Here is a 16,131-nt window from a genome sequence, read left to right as displayed (position 1 = left end):
GGCGGCTCCGACTCTATCAGATCCTTTCGGACCTGACTCCCAGTCAGCGGGAGTTGCCTTTCCGGCCGTTGCGGCCGTTCCGACGAGCGAGACTTTAGTGGATTCCCCGGCCTCGACGCCAATCGAGGCCGCCGTCCCTTCGAACGCGGATTCCTCATTTCGCAAAAGCACACAGGAAGACAGCAGACGGTGGCCGAAGCCTTCGCTTGCTGAAGTGGGTCTTGCGGAATGGCTGTCCGGGGCCGACCGGAGGTCGGTGCTCGCGTCGGACAACTCGGAGAACACTACGGAACGCGGAATCGACTGTCAACCCGGCCCCGGAGGCCGTATCCTCGCTGGCATGACGACGCGCATGTGCCTCCTTCAGTGGTGGGCCGCCTGACGGCGGCCCGTGCATATGCGTGTATCCAACGGCCGCCGTTTCGGCGGCCGTTCGCGTATCTCCCTCCGGGGTCCGGGACCGTCGCCGACAGCGGCGGCCCCGAGCGGAAGACGGAGAGACAAGGGATGACGCGGATTTTCAGCGGGATCAAGCCCACGGGGCATCTCACGCTGGGCAACTACCTCGGGGCGCTCCGCCAGTGGGTCGAGGTCGATCAGCATCGGGCGGATGCGCTGTTCAGCGTGGTGGATCTGCATGCGCTGACCGTGGAGCACGATCCGGCGCGGGTGCGTCGGCTGAGCCGGCAGGCGGCGACGCTGCTGCTGGCGGCCGGGCTGGACCCCGAGCGGTGCGCCGTCTTCGTACAGAGTCATGTGGACGAGCACACCCGGCTGTCGTATCTGCTGGAGTGCACGGCTGCGGACGGTGAGCTGCGGCGCATGATCCAGTACAAGGAGAAGGGCGGGCAGGCGCGGGCGGCCGGGCAGAGTGTGCGGCTGTCGCTGCTGACCTATCCGGTGCTGATGGCCGCGGACATCCTTGCCTATGGGGCCGATGAGGTTCCCGTGGGCGAGGACCAGACCCAGCATGTGGAGCTGACCAGGGATCTGGCGGTGCGGTTCAACCAGCGGTACGGGCATACGTTCACGGTGCCGCGGGCGACGCATCCGCCCGTCGCCGCCCGCGTCATGGATCTGCAGGATCCGGCGTCGAAGATGGGGAAGTCCCATGAGTCGGGGGCGGGGGTCGTCTATCTGCTCGATGACGCCGACACCGTGCGGAAGAAGATCATGCGGGCGGTCACGGACAGCGGGCGCGAGGTCGAGTACGACCGGGAGCACAAACCCGGACTGGCGAATCTGCTGGAGATCCTGGCCGTGTGCGAGGGCGGCAAGCCGGATGAGCTGGCCGGTGCGTATGACTCGTACGGGGCGCTCAAGAAGGACACGGCTGAGGCGGTGGTGGAACTGCTGAGGCCGGTGCGGGAGCGGCACGCGGAGCTGGCCGCCGATCCGGCGGGGGTCGACGCCGTGCTGCGGCTTGGCGCCGAGCGGGCCAGGGGGCTCGCTCGGCCGCGGGTCGATGCGGCCTATCGGGCGATCGGGCTGATGCCCGCCGTGTGAAGGGGCCGGTCGTCGGGTCCTGCCGAGCGGAGGGCTGCCGAGCGGAGTGCTGTCGGGCGGGGTCCCGTCGACTGGGGTCCCGTCGACCGAGGGGCCTGTTGGCCAGGGTCCTGTCGACCGGGGGTCCTGTCGGCGCTGTCGGCGGCAGGACCCCCGGGGCGCGTCAGCCGTTGCCGGAGGCCAGTTCGCGGCTGCGGTCGCGGGCGGCTTCGAGGGCGGCGATGAGGGCCGCTCGTACGCCGTGGTTCTCCAGTTCGCGGATGGCGCTGATGGTGGTGCCCGCGGGGGAGGTGACCGCCTCGCGCAGCTTGACCGGGTGCTCGCCGCTGTCGCGGAGCATCACGGCCGCGCCGATGGCGGCCTGCACGATCAGATCATGGGCCTGGGCGCGGGGCAGACCGAGGAGGATGCCGGCGTCGGTCATGGCCTCGACGAGGAAGTAGAAGTAGGCGGGTCCGGAGCCGGAGAGGGCGGTGGCCGCGTCCTGCTGGGACTCGGGGACGCGGAGGGTTTTGCCGACGCCGCCGAAGATCTCCTCGGTGTGGGCGAGGTGGTCGGCAGTGGCGTGGCTGCCTGCGGAGATCACGGACATTCCCTGGTCGACGAGGACGGGGGTGTTCGGCATGACGCGGACGACGGGGGTGTCGGGGGCGAGGCGCTCCTCGATAAACGCGGTGGTGATGCCCGCGGCCGCGCTGATGACGAGGCGGTCGCGGGTGACGTGGTGGGCGAGTTCGTCGAGGAGCTTGCCCATGTCCTGCGGCTTGACGGCAAGGATGAGGGTGTCGGCGCGCTTGGCGGCGTCCGCGTTGGTCACGGGCTCGACGCCGTACGTGGCACGGAGCTCTTCGGCGCGTTCCGGGCGGCGGGTGGTGACCAGAAGGTGGGCGGGCGGCCAGCCGGCGCGGATCATTCCGCTGAGAAGCGCCTCGCCGATCTTTCCGGTGCCGAGGACTGCGACTGTCTGGGTCATGCGGGTCACCTCGCCGGTGGGGATGTTCCGTGCAAGAACATCCTCGCACCGGCGGTGACGCGTCGGTGTTTCCGTCCGCCAAGCGGTACGCGGGTCAGAGGGCGCGAGACCTGCGGCCGCGACGGCGGACATGGTGGTGCGGGTACGGCGTGGCATCGGTTCCTCCCCCGGGTCAGCTGAGGTCAGCTGTGCTGATTCGCTCCCTGTACGCAGGGGGGACGAGCCGGATTGCACCCGGGGGTAGGAAATTCCTCGGATTCTTCGGACTACTGCTCCGTCTCGAAGCGGCCGTACGCCTCAAGCCGCTCGGCGGGGCCGCCGAGCCACTCGCCGTCGTCGGGCTCGAAGGGGATCGGCACGTCCTCCTCGGCTTCGGAGAGGAAATGCATCTCGACCGTGTCCCATACATAGGTGTGCAGGAACGCCGCGAAGCCGCCGTCGAAGTAAGCGAAGTCGTCGCCGCGGCCAGGACGCCCGGCGATCGTCCAGCGATCGGGGTCGTCCGAGGACGTCACCCAGTAGACGGCGTCACCGCCTGTGGTGTAACCCCAGGGCAGCCACCCGCCGGGCTCGGGGAACAGCGGAACGCGGGGAGGCAGCTTGAACTGCTCGGCGCGCCGTCGTGCCGCCGTCTGCTCCCGAGCGAGGATCGCGGCGAGTTCCTGCATGCTGTTCTCGACACCCGGCACACAGATGTAGAGGTAGTCCTCGAAGCCGCCGGGGCCGAACCAGTAGACGTACTCCTTGTAGTCCGCCGGAAGCCGGGTTCCGATCTCCGCCTCCGCGCGCTCCCAGTCCACCAGGTAGCGGCGCGGGGCGGAGAGTCCGGCGTCAGCGGCCAGCTGTTCGACGCTCACGGTGTCAGTCAGATTCCACCCTGGGCGTGCGGCCGGGAAAGTCGGGCGGAAGCCCTTCCGGAAGGATCCTCCCTTGCACCAGTCCGGCCAGGTATCCCGTGAGGCTCTCCCCGATCTCGACCCAATCGTCGCTGTGGCCGCTGAGCACGACGGGCCATCGGTCCGGATCGGCATGACCGGTCTTCCAGTACCACGTGTCCCCGTCGCGCGAATCTCCCCAGGGGATGACGCCGCCTTCCTCCGGGTACGGGACATAGCCGTGTGACATGTCGGACTCACGGAGACTTTCCAGATCCGAAAGGAACTCACGGGCCACAGAAATAAACTCGTGCTCCTTTCCGGGATCGGGAATATGCACCGACAGGAAGTCATCCAGGATGACCGATGAGTAGAACTCCGAGAGCTCCATGAAGTCCTGCGGCAGACGCACACCCAGCTCGCGTTCGATGTAGCCCCAGTCGATGCCTCTGGCTCCGGGAAGGCGCAGGTCCAGGAGTGCAGGCAAGGCCGATTCCAATTCTCGCAGAATCAACAGGTCACCTGATTTCCTGGCTTGTTGGCGACATACACGGCCCTGAAGATTTCGCCGGTGGGCGTCTCGGCCGTCATGGTGATGCCCGTGGGCATCTTGTCCACACCGTTTCCATGTTGCAGAACGCCAGAGTACAGGACGGGTTGACCGCTGTTCAGGGCGCTTGCCATGCGGTTTTCACACCGCTTCATCGAGGGGTCGTTCATCTGCCGGTACCCGGTGAAGACGTTTCCGGAAACCCACTCACCACTGAAATGGTCACCGATGATGTGAGTCCTGTGGTACTTCCACGCCTTGCCGTCACGCTCGGACTTCCAGCCGGGCGGCTCAGGGAAGTCCCGCGGACGCGGCGTACGGTTCTTCTTCAGGTCGCTGGGACATATGAGGGCGCCCGCACCGGTGGGGGCTCCGGCGATCGTGGGGCCGTACCGGAACCGCTCCGACCTGGGGCGATTGCAGGGGTTGTCGTCCGAGCCGCTTCCACCGTCTGCCGGGGTGCTGGGCTCCGGCGAGGGAAGCACATCGGAGTCTTCGCCGGTTTCACCGCTCGGCAGCATCTGGAAGTAGCCGCGCAGCTCCTCCAAGTCCATTTCCAGCTCTGCCTGGGACTCGGTCAAGGAGTCCTGGACAGCCGCCTCGTGCTCGGTGTCTGTGCGGGCGGTGCCCGCATCTGCGGGACGGGCATGGATCTGGCTGAGGACGGCCTTGAGGATTGCCGCCCAGGGCGGCGGCGGAGGCGTCTTCGGCTTCTCGGGGATCTTCGGTCCCCTCGGGGGCAGCGGGCCTCGGGGAGGCCACGGGTTGCCGTAGCCGGTGCCGGGGCCGGGGTCTCTGGTCTTCGTTCCGCCGCCTCGCGGCGTGGTGTCCACCGCTGCGGCTGCGGCTGCCGCAGCAGCCGCCTGGGCGGCGATGGCGTTCGAGAGGCTGCCCGTGTTCGTGTAACCGCCGGCGTAGGAGCGCGCGCGGCGGTGGCTTGAGCTGGTGCGCGGGCACCGGGTGGAGGACCGGGTGGCGGGGGCCGGGGCCGGCGTCGGAGGGTGGCCGGGTCGGCCGCCGCCGGAGTCGTGCTGATCGCGGGGGCGGCGATGGGGGTGCCGCCGCTGCTCAAGGACGGCGAGGTCCGCCAGCCGCCCGCGGCCCCGCCGAGCCCGACGGCTCCGGTGACGCCCGGCCCGACCGAACCGGCTGAGACGAGCCGCCAGTCCTATGTGCTCGATCTGGACGAAGGGCTGCTGACCGTGGTGCGGGACGGCCGGCCGACCCGCACGGCGGACACCGGCGGGACGACCTATCTGTATGAGTCCCCGTCCGTGTCGCCGGCATCCGGCGCGATCGGCGTCCCGGCCTCGGACGCCGAGTGGCTGTACGGGCAGCTCCGGGCGGGGATGTCATCACCCTGCGCCAAGCGGGAAATGAGAACCTGTTTACAGAGAGTTTGCTAGGTAAAAGATCTCCGAGGCCGGCGGCCGACCTGCGGACCGCACTGGAAAAGATCCAGCCGCGCAGCCTCAACACACGGCTGACGCCGAACAGTTGTCGGTCTTCAGGGTCGGCTTTCCGCCATGCGCCCGCCTCGTTCAAGGCCCGGGGCGCATATGAGCCGTTCGCTATGGTTCCGATGTCATCGCGGTAGTAATACGGAGGGATGCCGCAATGCGTGTGGAATCGTCGTTCACTGAGACGATCTTCGGGGGACTTACACGGGCGGATCAGCGGCACTGGGCGGGCGTCTACCTGGAGGGGCTGCTCAGCACTCCGGGCAAGAAGTCGATACGGCGGCTGGCCGCCACCCGCTCCGACGAGGAGTCGGCGGTGCTCTCGCTCCAGCAGTTCCTCAATGCGAGCCCCTGGGACTGGGAGCCGGTCCTGGAAGAAACGATCCGGTGGACCGAGCGCCGGGCGACCCCCGAGGCATGGACTGTCGGGGTCGCTCTGCAGCCCAAACGCGGACAGTACTCAGCAGGGGTGCACCGTCGCTTCGTGCCAACCGCCGGACGGAGCGTCAACTGCCAGATGGGCCTTGGCGTCTTCCTCTCCCTGGAGCAGGCCGCAGGGGGCCAGATTCCCGTGGACTGGCGGCTGTTTCTGCCCCGCCCCTGGTGCACGGATGCCAAACTGCGCGAGCGCGCGCGGGTGCCGGAGCAGGCCGGCTGCCGGCCGCCGTGGGCGTATGTGCTCGACCTGGTGGAGACGCTGGCCGCCCGCTCGGCCGGCACTCCGCCGCCGCTGGTCGCGGACCTGCGCGACCTCGACGACGTCGACCCGCTGCTGCGGGAACTGGCCGCGCGGGGACAGGAGTTCGTGATCGCCGTGCCCGACACCCAGCGCGTCGTCCCGCTGCTGGCGGCCGCCGGCCCCCCGGGGTCTCCCGGTGCACCCCCGGCGGCGGGCCCGGCGGGGGTGCGGGAGGTCCTCTCCTCGCCCGCGTGGCAGCGCGGTCGAGGCGGCGCACAGAGGCGGTCCATGGCAGCGGCGCGCCACGGGCGCGGACAGGGCTTCCTGGTGCGCACCGCAAGCGCCCCCGGGACGCCGGAGTCGGCGGGCCGTCACCCGCTGCGGCTGTTCACCGAAGGCTGGGCGCAGGGCGACCGGTCCCGGATCTGGCTGACGAATCTGCTCGACCGGCCCGCCGCCGGACTGCTGCGGCTGACAGCGCTTGCCGACGCGAACCGGCGGACCATGGACGAACTTGAGTCCGACTTCGGGCTGACCGCCTACGAAGGCCGTTCCTACCCCGGGTGGCACCACCATATGACGCTGATGTCCGTCGCCTACGCCTACGCACGGCTCGACGGCTCCCACCCGCGGTGCGCCGCGCCCCGGCTGCTGCCCGCCTGACCTGCCCCCGGCCGGGCCGCCGCACCCGTGACGGGCGGCGGCCGGGCGGCCCCGCGCAGGGCCGTGCCCACCCCTACCCAAGGAGCGATCCGTGGATCTCGTCCAGCTGCTGACCCCGGAAGGCGAGCGAGTCGACCATCCGGACTACCCCCTGCGGGCCGGTCCGCGGGAACTGCGCGGCCTGTACCGGGACATGCTGCTCACCCGGCGCTTCGACGCGGAGGCGGTCACCCTCCAGCGCCAGGGGGAGCTCGGCCTGTGGGCTTCGCTGCTGGGCCAGGAGGCGGCGCAGATCGGCTCCGGCAGGGCCACGCGGCCCGACGACTATGTCTTCCCCTGCTACCGCGAGCACGGCGTCGCCTGGACGCGCGGCGTCGACCCGCTGAATCTGCTCGGCATGTACCGCGGAGTCAACCACGGCGGCTGGGATCCCGACGAGAACAACTTCCATCTGTACACGATCGTCATCGGCCCGCCCCTGCTGCACGCCGTCGGCTATGCGATGGGTCTGACGAGGGAGGGCGCGGGCTCTGCCGTGCTGTCCTACTTCGGCGACGGCGCGTCCAGCCAGGGGGACGTGGCGGAGGCGTTCACGTTCGCCGCGGTGAACCAGGCCCCGGTCGTCTTCTTCTGCCAGAACAACCAGTGGGCCATCTCCACACCGGCCTCGCACCAGACCCGTACGCCGATCTTCCGGCGCGCGGAGGGCTGGGGCTTCCCCGGCGTCCGCGTCGACGGCAACGACGTCCTCGCCTGTCTGGCCGTGACCCGCTCCGCGCTGGAGCGGGCCCGCGCCGGCCAGGGGCCCACCCTGATCGAGGCGTTCACCTACCGGATGGGCCCGCACGCCACCTCCGACGAACCGCGCCGCTACCGCGCGGACGCGGAGGTCGCCCAGTGGGAGGCCAAGGACCCGCTGCTGCGGCTGAAGACCCATCTGCTGGCGCAGGGGCACGCCGACTCCGCGTTCTTCGCGGAACTCGCCGAGGAGGCCGAGCAGTTGGCCAGGCGGGTGCGCGACGGCGTGCGGGCGATGCCCGACCCGGACCCCGATCAGCTGTTCCGCCATGTGTACGTGGACGAGCACGCGCAGGTCCGCGAGGAGCAGCAGACATATCAGGCATACCAGGCGATGTTCGCTGGGGAAGGAGGGCGGGGATGATGCCGGTGACGCCCACGGCACACGCCGTGCGGCCGCAGGAGCGGCCCGCGCCGGAGAAGATGTCCCTGGCGGGCGCGCTGAACGCGGCCCTGCGCGACGCGCTGGACGAGGACCCCAAGGTCCTCGTCCAGGGAGAGGACGTCGGGCGGCTCGGCGGGGTGTTCCGGGTGACCGACGGACTCCAGGAGCGGTTCGGCGCGGACCGCGTCGTCGACGCCCCGCTGGCCGAGTCGGGGATCGTCGGCACCGCGATAGGCCTGGCGCTGAAGGGCTTCCGGCCCGTGGTGGAGATCCAGTTCGACGGGTTCGTCTTCCCCGCCTTCAACCAGATCGTCACTCAGCTGGCCAAGATGCACGCGCGTTCGCTGGGCAAGGTCCGGCTGCCCGTCGTGGTGCGCATCCCCTACGGCGGCGGCATCGGCGCCATCGAGCACCACAGCGAGTCGCCGGAGGCGTATTTCATGCACACCGCGGGGCTGCGGGTGGCCTCGCCGTCGAACGCCGAGGACGCCTACTGGATGCTGCGGCAGGCGATCGCCGCGGACGACCCGGTCGTCTTCCTCGAACCCAAGCGCCGCTACTGGGACAAGGGCGAGGTGGATCTGTCGGCCGCGCCCGCACCGCTGCACAAGGCGCGCGTGGCGCGCCGCGGAGCCGATCTGACCCTGGCGGCGTATGGGCCGTCCGTACGGCTGTGTCTGGAGGCCGCGGAGGCGGCCGCAGCGGAGGGACGCTCGCTGGAGGTCCTCGATCTGCGGTCGCTGTCCCCGCTCGACGCCGACACCGTGGAGTGGTCGGTGAAGCGGACCCGCCGGCTGGTGGTCGTGCACGAGGCGCCGGTCTTCACGGGCGCCGGGGCGGAGATCGCCGCCAGGGTGCAGGAACGCTGCTTCTACCACCTGGAAGCGCCGGTGCTGCGGGTCGGCGGGTTCCACGCGCCTTATCCGCCCTCCCGGCTGGAGGCGGAGTATCTGCCGGGCCTGGACCGCGTCCTGCACGCCGTCGACCAGTCGTTCGCGCACTGAGCGGGTGCGGCGAACTCCGGCGCGGGGAGGCGTCGGGGGCCGCCGAAGCCGACGGGCGCCTCAGACGCCCGTCGGCTTCGGCGGCAGCATCCAGTCCTGCTGGGCCGCCAGCGCCCGCGCCGTGGCGACGAACGCCTTGCTGGCGCGCTGGTCGCGGACCCGGGAGCCGACCGCGATGCCCAGTTCGCGGGTGACGACCGGGGTCAGCGGCAGGGCGCGCAGTTCCTGCGAGAGCACGGGCATGGCCAGCGAAGGCACCAGGGTGAGCCCGTGCCCGGCCGCCACCATGGCCAGCAGGGCGTTGAGGTCATGCACCCGGTGCACGATCCGCGGGGACAGCCCTTCGGCCTCGAACAGCGCCGTGACCATGGCCTCCATGGCCCCGACCGGCAGCAGGATCTCCTCCTGGGCGAGCTGGCGCACGCTCACCGCGGTGCCTGCCAGCAGTGGGTGCGCCGCGGGCAGCACCGCGTACATCCGGTCGTGCAGCAGCGGGATGGTGGTCAGCTCCGGCTTGGGCAGCACCACGATGCCGACGTCGACCTCGTACTCCCGCACCCACTCGGTGATCTGCATGTCGGTGCCGTCGCGCAGCTCGATCTCCAGCGCGGGGAAGCGGTGGCGCAGTTCGGTCAGCAGGGCGGGCAGCAGCCGGCAGGCGAAGCTCTGGCTGGTGCCCAGCCGTACCGTGCCGCGCAGGTCGTCGTGGAATTCCACGGCCACGTTGCGCATGCTCTCCGCGTGCTGGATCACCCCGCGGGCGTGTCGCAGCACCCGCTGGCCCACATCGGTCAGGCGCACGCCGCTGCGGTCGCGCTTCATCAGCCCGACGCCCAGCTCTGTCTCCAGCGTGGAGATGGCATGGCTGACGGCGGACTGGCTGACGTCGAGGACGCGGGCGGCGGCGGTGAAGCTGCCGGTGTCCGCTATCGCCACGAACGCCGCACACTGGGAAAGCTTCATGATTCGGGCAGCCTACCCGCGGGCGCGGAGAGGTCCTGAACCGTCCCGGGCACAGGCTGCCGGTCAGCCGGTGACCGGCAGCGCCGGGCGGCGTGCCGCCTCGTAGCGTGCGATGTCCTCCTCGTGGAGCAGGGTCGCGCCGATCGGGTCGATGCCGTGGAGAATGCGGTGGCGGATCTCGGGGTCAAGGGTGAAGGGAAAGGTCCGCCCGCCCGCCCGGACTTCGAGAAGCTCCAGATCCACGGTGACCGCGGCGGCCGGGTCCGCCTCCGTCAGCTCCCAGAGCCACTCCACGTCAGTCACCGGCAGAACCACCGTGACCAGGCCGTTCATCAGGGAGTTGGCGCGGAAGATATCGCCGTAGCGGGGGGCGATGACGGCCCGGAAGCCATAGTCCTGAAGCGCCCATACGGCGTACTCGCGTGAGGAGCCGGTGCCGAAGTCGCTGCCGGCGATCAGCACGGTGGCTGCGCGGTGCTCCGGCTTGCTCAGCACGAACTCCGGGTCGTCGCGCCAGTCGGCGAACAGCGCGTCGGCGTGGCCGTCGCGCGTGGTGCTGGCGCAGAAGCGGACCGGGATGATCTGGTCGGTGTCGACGTCGGTGCGCCGCAGCGGAGCGGCGGCGCCCTGGTGGACGGTGAACTTCTTCATGGGTGTGCTCCGTTGCTCGCTTTGGTCAGAGGTCGCCGGGCGCGGCCAGCCGGCCGGCGACCGCGGTCGCCGCGGCCACCTGCGGCGAGACGATATGCGTACGGGAGCCCTTGCCCTGGCGGCCCTCGAAGTTGCGGTTGTTGGTGGAGGCGGCGCGCTGGCCGGGGGCCAGCCGGTCCTCGTTCAGCGCGGCGCACATGGAACAGCCCGCGCCCGCCCGGAAGTCGGCGCCCGCCTGCGCGAAGATCCGGTCCAGGCCCTCCTCCTCGGCCTGCCGCCGCACTCGGGCGGAACCGGGGACGATCAGCATATGTATGCCGTCCGCTACCTTGCGGCCGCGGAGCACCCCGGCGGCGGCCCGCAGGTCCTCGATCCGGCCGTTGGTGCAGGAGCCGAGGAAGACGGTGTCCACGGCGATGTCGCGCATCGCCGTGCCGGGGCGCAGATCCATGTACGCGAGTGCGCGTTCGGCGGCCGCGCGTGACGCCTCGCCGGCGAAGTCGCCGGGCGCGGGCACCCGTCCGTCGAGCGGGACGCTCTGGCCGGGGTTGGTGCCCCAGGAGACGTACGGGCTGAGCGCGGACGCATCCAGCACGACCTCCTTGTCGAACACCGCGTCGTCGTCCGAGCGGAGGGTGCGCCAGTGGGCCAGCTCCTCCTCCCAGGCGTCGCCGGCCGGCATTCCGGGGCGGTCCGCGAGGTAGTCGAAGGTGATCTGGTCCGGGGCGATCAGCCCGGCCCGCGAGCCGGCCTCCACCGACATATTGCACAGCGTCATCCGGGCCTCCATCGACAGAGCGGCGATGGCCTCGCCCCGGTATTCGACGATATGGCCCTGGCCGCCCGCCGTGCCGATCTCGGCGATCAGCGCGAGGACCAGGTCCTTGGCGGTGACCCCGGCGGGGAGCCGGCCGTCCACGGTGACGGAGAGGTCCTTCATGGGGCGCATCGGCAGAGTCTGGGTGGCCAGCACATGCTCCACCTGGCTGGCGCCGATGCCGAAGGCCAGTGCGCCGAAGGCCCCGAGGGTGGTGGTGTGGGAGTCGCAGCACACGATCGTCATGCCCGGCCGGGTCAGGCCCAGTTCGGGCGCGATCACATGCACGATGCCCTGCCCGGGGTCCCCCAGGCGGTGCAGCGGAATGCCGAACTCCGCGCAGTTGGCGCGCATCAGCTCGGCCTGCCGCCGGCCCTCGGGGTCCTCGATCCGGCGGCGGATGTCGATGGTGGGGGTGTTGTGGTCCTCGGTGCCCAGGGTGAGGTCGGGGCGGCGCACGGTGCGGCCCGCGGCACGCAACCGGTCGAACGCCTGCGGGGTGTTGACCTCGTGGAGCAGTTGGAGGTCGATATAGAGCAGGTCGTCTCCGGCGTCCCCCTTGCGTACGACGTGGGACGCCCAGATCTTCTGTGCAAGTGTCGAGCCCATGGTCAGCGCGGTACTTCCTGTTCGGCGGCGGGTTCGGCGGCGGGTTCGGCGGCAGGATCCCGGAGCAGCGCATCGGCGGCGATGGCGTCCGCGTCCCGGACGAAGTCGGTCCAGAAGCCGGGGCGGCTGCTGCCCCCCTGCATAAACCAGCGGGTGTGTTCGGTGGGGATGCCCAGCACATACACCCCGGTGTCGGCGAGGCCGTCGCGGCCCACGGGATGGAAGGGGCTGCGGGTGACGTGGACGCCGCCGGTGTCGAAGGCGTCCTCGCCCTTGCCGTTGACGTAGCTGGTCCAGATGCCCTGCTCGACCAGGCTGCGGGTGAGCGGCGAGGGGTCCCGGTGCACGTCGGGCGTCGGGATCCGGGCGTCGATCACGGCGTCCACCAGGACGGCGGAGCCCGCCACCTGGGGGGAGTACACGCGGTAGCGGCCGCTGGCCGGGTCGGGCTCATAGCGCGTGTCAGGGCCTGCGATCCGCAGGCAGCCCGCGCTGATCAGCGCCTGCACCTGGGCCAGGCGCTCAAGCGGCGGGCCCGCGGCGAGGAAGGCGCTGCGCGGCACGTACCAGCCCAGGAAGTCGGTGCGGTGCGAGTCCGGGGCCAGCCCGGAGAAGTCGACCAGCGAGCGCATCACGGCCCGGGTGTCCCGCAGCACGTCGAGCGCGGCCTTGACGGGCGAGCCGACGTTGCCCTGCGCGGCGTGCGCCAGATCGGTGCGCAGCGCCTGGAGCAGATCCGCGGTGAAGGCGTCCGGGCTGGCGTACTCGCGGTGGGCGAAGGGCCGGGCCAGCTGGTCCAGGACGAGGGGCGGCAGCTCGTCGGCGACGCCGTGGCGCAGTGCGATCGCGCGTACGTCCGGCACGCGGGCGGCGGCCTCCGGCGGCTCCCCGTCGCCGGGCGTCGCGGGGCCGGCCGCGGCCAGGACCTCCTCGGTGAAGGCGGCGGCTGCCTGTGCGCCGTGGCGGCGGTTCAGCTCGGTGGCGTAGTAGACCAGATCGACCTCGGCGAGCAGCCAGGGCAGTGCGTCGGCGGTGAAGTCCAGCGGTTCGCCGGAGCGGCCCGCGCGCACCCGCTCCTCGGTGAACAGCAGTGTGGTGTAGCGGTGGTCGTGGTGCTTCTGGTTGCGGCCGCGGGCGGGCAGCGGCATGCCGCTGCGGGACCCTGCCACGATGACCGGCTCGGCGCCGCTGGGGCGGTAGACCAGCGAGCCGTCCGCGGCGGGCTCGAAGACGCCGCCGCGGCCGATGGTCAGCGAAGCCATCACGTCGTAGAAGGACAGCCCGAGGCCCAGCACCCCGGCCAGGGCGCCGGGCGCGATCCGGTCCAGCGGCATGTCCGCCGCCGAGTCCCCTGTGATGTACGTCAGTCCGGGGCGGCCTGCGGCGAACGCGGCGAGCTCGCGCTGCTGTCCAGCGGGCTCCGGCACGGCGTGGCCGGTGGTCAGCACCACCCGGTCTGCGGTCAGCCGCCGTCCGTCGGCGCAGCACAGCAGATACGTTCCGGTCTGCGTGCGCCGCAGGTCGACCACTTCGGCGGGCACGCGGTGCAGCCGGACGCCTTCGGGCAGGTGGTCCTCGACGGCCTTCAGCACGAACTGCATATAGCGGCCGTGCAGGGCGCGCGGGGCGTAGCCGCCCGGGCCGGGGCAGTTCGCCGGGTCGACGTCCTGCCACCACTGGGCGAGCGAGGGTCCGGCGCCGGGACGGGCGGGGCCGCCGTCCGGCTGTCCTGAGAAGGAGGAGACCTCGCCCGCGACGGTGTTCATAAGGAACCAGTCGGGCTGGTCGGTGCGCCAGACCCGGCCGCTGCCGACCTGCACCGGGTCGATCAGCCAGATCCCCACCCGATGCGCGGGCGGGTCGGCGGCCAGGCGGGCCGCCAGGCGCTCCACCACGCTCAGACCACGCGGGCCGCTGCCGACCACGGCGATCCGATGGATGTCCTCGTCCTTCACCCTGTACAACCTCTCAGAAAAGACATGACGAAGCGGCGGCGAACATTTCCGCACCGTTCTTCGCGCCCGTGAAATAAGCGGCTGGACCGCCCAGAGAAATCACCGTAACCCTTCTCAGATAGATGATCAACGCGCGTCCATTCATGCTTTACATGAATGGATCTCATGCATCCGCCGGACGCTAAAACCTGACAAAACAGCAGCTCAGAGCGGATTCAAGGGGCGACCATCAAGGGCCAGCGCGCCGTACACATGCCGCAATCGCATGCCAGAGCACAGATAGTTTGACTCTGCACTAGATGCTCCTATCTACTTTCCTGGCGAGCTGACAGGGGGTCAGTGGTATTTAGCTCGGGAGGGGTCATGGGCAATCGTCCCGCACTTCTTGTACTCGATCTGATAAATGAGATCGCGCACCCTGACGGGAAATACGGCGCGGAGGGGTTCGCCCAGCAGATCGCCGACCGGAGGGTCCTGGAGAACGCCGCAGCGGCGATCGGGCGAGCCCGCACCGCGGGCATCCCGGTGGTCCATGTGATCGTCGGCTTCTCCGCGGGGCACCCCGAATGGCCGTCCGGGTCCCCCGTCTTCCAGGCCGCCAAGCCGGACGACCGGCTCGTCTTCGGAACGTGGGCCACCGAAGTCCATCCGGCGCTCGCACCCGCGCCCGGCGAACCGATCGTGGCCAAGAGCCGGATCAGCCCGTTCTACGGCACCGGCCTCGACCTGCTGCTGCGCACCCAGGGCATCGACACGCTGCTGGTCGCCGGGGTCTCCACGGACATGGTCATCCTCGCTGCGGCCCGAGACGCGCACGACCGTGACTATGCGGTCGAAGTGCTTGAGGACGCCACCGCGGCCGACAGCCCGGAGATGCACGAGGCGGCCCTGAAGGTGATCGCCCGGACCGCTGTGGTGACCACCGCGGCCCAGGCCCTCGACCGCCACACCCGGTAGCGCGGACGGGTGCCGACCATGAAGAACCATGTCGCGACCCGCTTCTCGGGCATCAAGGAGTCCGCCACCTACGCCGTCCTCGAACTCGTTCGTGAACTGCGGGCCCAGGGTCTTCCGGTCCTGGACCTCGGCGGCGGCGAACCCGACTTCGCCACCCCGCGGCACATCGTCGCCGAGGCGAACCTGGCGCTCGACGAGGGGTTCACGCACTACTCGCCCAGCCGGGGCCTGCCCGAGCTGCTGACGGCGATCTCCCGGAAGCTGGCCGAGGACAACGGCATCGAGGCCGATCCCGCCGAGGGCGTCATCGTCACTCCCTCGGCCAAGCACGCGCTGTTCATCACGCTGATGACCCTGCTCGACCCGGGCGACGAGTTGCTTGTGCCCACACCCAGCTGGGTCAGCTACCAGTCCATGGCCCATCTGGCAGGCGCCCGCCCGGTGGCCGTGCCGCTCGGCGCGGACGACGGATTCCGCATCACCCGGAAGGCGCTGGAGGGACAGCTCTCCCCCCGCACCAAGGCGCTCCTCGTCAACAGCCCCAACAATCCGACCGGCCGCACCCTGGACGCCCAGGAGGCCCGCGTCATCGCGGACTTCGTCCAGGAGCACGAGCTGTTCGCGGTCGCCGACGAGATCTACGAGAAGATCCGGTACGCCGGGGCGCCGCATCTGAGCATCGCCGCCCTGCCGGGCTGCGCCGAGCGGACCGTGACCGTCAACGGCTTCTCCAAGGGCTACGCCATGACCGGCTGGCGGCTCGGCTACGCGGCGGGCCCGGCCCGGATCATGACCGAGATGCTCAAGGTCCAGCAGCACAGCGTGGGCTGCGCGGGCTCCTTCGTACAGCGCGGCGGACTGGCCGCGCTCACCGGCCCGCAGGAGCCCGTGGCGGAGATGGCCGCCGCCTACACCCGGCGCATGGAGCTGATCACGGACGGGCTGAACAGCCTGCCGGGCGTCGGCTGTGCCCGCCCCAGCGGCGGCTTCTACGCCTTCCCCGACATCCGCGGCACCGGTTTCGCGTCGTCGGAGGCGTTCGCCGGCTGGCTGCTGCGCGAGGCGCATGTCGCGGTGATGCCCGGCACCGCCTTCGGCCCCGGCGGCGAGGGCCACATCCGGCTCTCCTTCGCCACCTCTGAAGCAGTCATCGAGGAGGCCCTCGGCCGCATGGCGAAGGCGCTCGCCACAGCCCCGCGCCCCTGACCTCACGGCCGTGCGCCATCCGCATCTGACACGTATATCCACCCGTCCCGGCCCCGGGCCGGGACGAGAATCGAGGACGC

15 protein-coding genes are annotated in these 16,131 nt (G+C 70.6%); 7 read left to right on the top strand and 8 right to left on the bottom strand.

What is annotated here, in order from left to right; translation table 11 throughout:
• The first annotated feature begins 507 nt into the window (after positions 1–507).
• Positions 508–1,506 carry a tryptophan--tRNA ligase gene (trpS, locus tag OF819_RS16345; RefSeq protein WP_267244256.1) on the top strand — a complete coding sequence of 333 codons (999 nt, stop codon included), beginning with the start codon at positions 508–510 and terminating at the stop codon, positions 1,504–1,506.
• A 163-nt stretch (positions 1,507–1,669) separates the two neighbouring features.
• Here the strand turns inward: trpS and proC are convergent, their stop codons facing one another.
• The 4 genes from proC to OF819_RS16325 form a co-directional block, all read right to left on the bottom strand.
• Positions 1,670–2,479, bottom strand: a complete 810-nt coding sequence (gene proC / locus OF819_RS16340) for a pyrroline-5-carboxylate reductase (protein ID WP_267244255.1) — start codon at positions 2,477–2,479, stop codon at positions 1,670–1,672.
• A 266-nt stretch (positions 2,480–2,745) separates the two neighbouring features.
• Positions 2,746–3,336, bottom strand: a complete 591-nt coding sequence (locus tag OF819_RS16335; protein WP_267244254.1) for an SMI1/KNR4 family protein — start codon at positions 3,334–3,336, stop codon at positions 2,746–2,748.
• 4 nt (positions 3,337–3,340) lie between these two features.
• Positions 3,341–3,868, bottom strand: coding sequence for a hypothetical protein (locus OF819_RS16330; RefSeq protein ID WP_267244253.1), 528 nt, complete (start codon positions 3,866–3,868; stop codon positions 3,341–3,343).
• On the bottom strand, positions 3,865–4,485 hold the full coding sequence (locus OF819_RS16325) for a DNA/RNA non-specific endonuclease (RefSeq protein WP_267244252.1): 621 nt from the start codon (positions 4,483–4,485) through the stop codon (positions 3,865–3,867). The genes OF819_RS16330 and OF819_RS16325 overlap by 4 nt, the downstream gene beginning before the upstream one ends.
• A 420-nt stretch (positions 4,486–4,905) precedes the next feature.
• Here OF819_RS16325 and OF819_RS16320 point away from each other — a divergent pair, with 420 nt between their 5' ends.
• The 4 genes from OF819_RS16320 (at position 4,906) to OF819_RS16305 (ending at position 8,893) form a co-directional block, all read left to right on the top strand.
• Positions 4,906–5,310, top strand: coding sequence for a hypothetical protein (locus tag OF819_RS16320; protein ID WP_267244251.1), 405 nt, complete (start codon positions 4,906–4,908; stop codon positions 5,308–5,310).
• Positions 5,311–5,521: 211 nt separating this feature from the next.
• Positions 5,522–6,706 (top strand): transposase, encoded by a 1,185-nt coding sequence (locus OF819_RS16315; RefSeq protein WP_267244250.1) that lies wholly within the window; start codon positions 5,522–5,524, stop codon positions 6,704–6,706.
• Between the two features lie 91 nt (positions 6,707–6,797).
• Positions 6,798–7,868 (top strand): pyruvate dehydrogenase (acetyl-transferring) E1 component subunit alpha, encoded by a 1,071-nt coding sequence (gene pdhA, locus OF819_RS16310; RefSeq protein ID WP_267244249.1) that lies wholly within the window; start codon positions 6,798–6,800, stop codon positions 7,866–7,868.
• On the top strand, positions 7,868–8,893 hold the full coding sequence (locus tag OF819_RS16305; protein WP_267244248.1) for an alpha-ketoacid dehydrogenase subunit beta: 1,026 nt from the start codon (positions 7,868–7,870) through the stop codon (positions 8,891–8,893). Before pdhA ends, OF819_RS16305 begins: the two co-directional genes overlap by 1 nt.
• A gap of 60 nt (positions 8,894–8,953) precedes the next feature.
• On the opposite strand, the gene OF819_RS16300 is transcribed toward OF819_RS16305, so the two are convergent.
• The 4 genes from OF819_RS16300 to OF819_RS16285 form a co-directional block, all read right to left on the bottom strand.
• Positions 8,954–9,856 (bottom strand): LysR family transcriptional regulator, encoded by a 903-nt coding sequence (locus OF819_RS16300; RefSeq protein ID WP_267244247.1) that lies wholly within the window; start codon positions 9,854–9,856, stop codon positions 8,954–8,956.
• Between the two features lie 63 nt (positions 9,857–9,919).
• Positions 9,920–10,507, bottom strand: a complete 588-nt coding sequence (gene leuD / locus OF819_RS16295) for a 3-isopropylmalate dehydratase small subunit (RefSeq protein WP_267244246.1) — start codon at positions 10,505–10,507, stop codon at positions 9,920–9,922.
• A 25-nt stretch (positions 10,508–10,532) separates the two neighbouring features.
• Positions 10,533–11,933, bottom strand: coding sequence for a 3-isopropylmalate dehydratase large subunit (gene leuC / locus OF819_RS16290; RefSeq protein ID WP_267244245.1), 1,401 nt, complete (start codon positions 11,931–11,933; stop codon positions 10,533–10,535).
• 2 nt (positions 11,934–11,935) lie between these two features.
• Positions 11,936–13,888: an FAD/NAD(P)-binding protein gene (locus OF819_RS16285; RefSeq protein ID WP_267244244.1), complete on the bottom strand. Its 1,953-nt coding sequence runs from the start codon at positions 13,886–13,888 to the stop codon at positions 11,936–11,938.
• Positions 13,889–14,251: 363 nt separating this feature from the next.
• Here OF819_RS16285 and OF819_RS16280 point away from each other — a divergent pair, with 363 nt between their 5' ends.
• Together OF819_RS16280 and OF819_RS16275 are read left to right on the top strand one after the other, a co-directional pair.
• Complete coding sequence (locus OF819_RS16280; protein ID WP_267244243.1) at positions 14,252–14,845, top strand: cysteine hydrolase family protein; 594 nt, start codon at positions 14,252–14,254, stop codon at positions 14,843–14,845.
• Positions 14,846–14,863: 18 nt separating this feature from the next.
• The gene (locus OF819_RS16275; RefSeq protein ID WP_267244242.1) at positions 14,864–16,051 is read left to right on the top strand and encodes a pyridoxal phosphate-dependent aminotransferase; all 1,188 of its coding nucleotides are present in this window, start codon (positions 14,864–14,866) and stop codon (positions 16,049–16,051) included.
• The last annotated feature ends 80 nt before the right edge of the window (positions 16,052–16,131 follow it).

Origin of the sequence: Streptomyces sp. PR69 (assembly GCF_026420845.1) — a bacterium.
Classification (GTDB): domain Bacteria; phylum Actinomycetota; class Actinomycetes; order Streptomycetales; family Streptomycetaceae; genus Streptomyces.
Note: the sequence above shows the minus strand (reverse complement) of the source record. Positions and strands in the feature narration are given on the sequence as shown.

What these genes read in the sequence shown, in the direction of transcription:
- OF819_RS16280 (WP_267244243.1), top strand. Translation starts at nt 14,252, where the DNA reads ATGGGCAATCGTCCCGCACTTCTTGTACTCGATCTGATAAATGAGATC.
- leuD (WP_267244246.1), bottom strand. Translation starts at nt 10,507, where the DNA reads ATGAAGAAGTTCACCGTCCACCAGGGCGCCGCCGCTCCGCTGCGGCGC.
- OF819_RS16315 (WP_267244250.1), top strand. Translation starts at nt 5,522, where the DNA reads ATGCGTGTGGAATCGTCGTTCACTGAGACGATCTTCGGGGGACTTACA.
- trpS (WP_267244256.1), top strand. Translation starts at nt 508, where the DNA reads ATGACGCGGATTTTCAGCGGGATCAAGCCCACGGGGCATCTCACGCTG.
- proC (WP_267244255.1), bottom strand. Translation starts at nt 2,479, where the DNA reads ATGACCCAGACAGTCGCAGTCCTCGGCACCGGAAAGATCGGCGAGGCG.
- OF819_RS16275 (WP_267244242.1), top strand. Translation starts at nt 14,864, where the DNA reads ATGAAGAACCATGTCGCGACCCGCTTCTCGGGCATCAAGGAGTCCGCC.
- OF819_RS16300 (WP_267244247.1), bottom strand. Translation starts at nt 9,856, where the DNA reads ATGAAGCTTTCCCAGTGTGCGGCGTTCGTGGCGATAGCGGACACCGGC.
- leuC (WP_267244245.1), bottom strand. Translation starts at nt 11,933, where the DNA reads ATGGGCTCGACACTTGCACAGAAGATCTGGGCGTCCCACGTCGTACGC.
- OF819_RS16305 (WP_267244248.1), top strand. Translation starts at nt 7,868, where the DNA reads ATGCCGGTGACGCCCACGGCACACGCCGTGCGGCCGCAGGAGCGGCCC.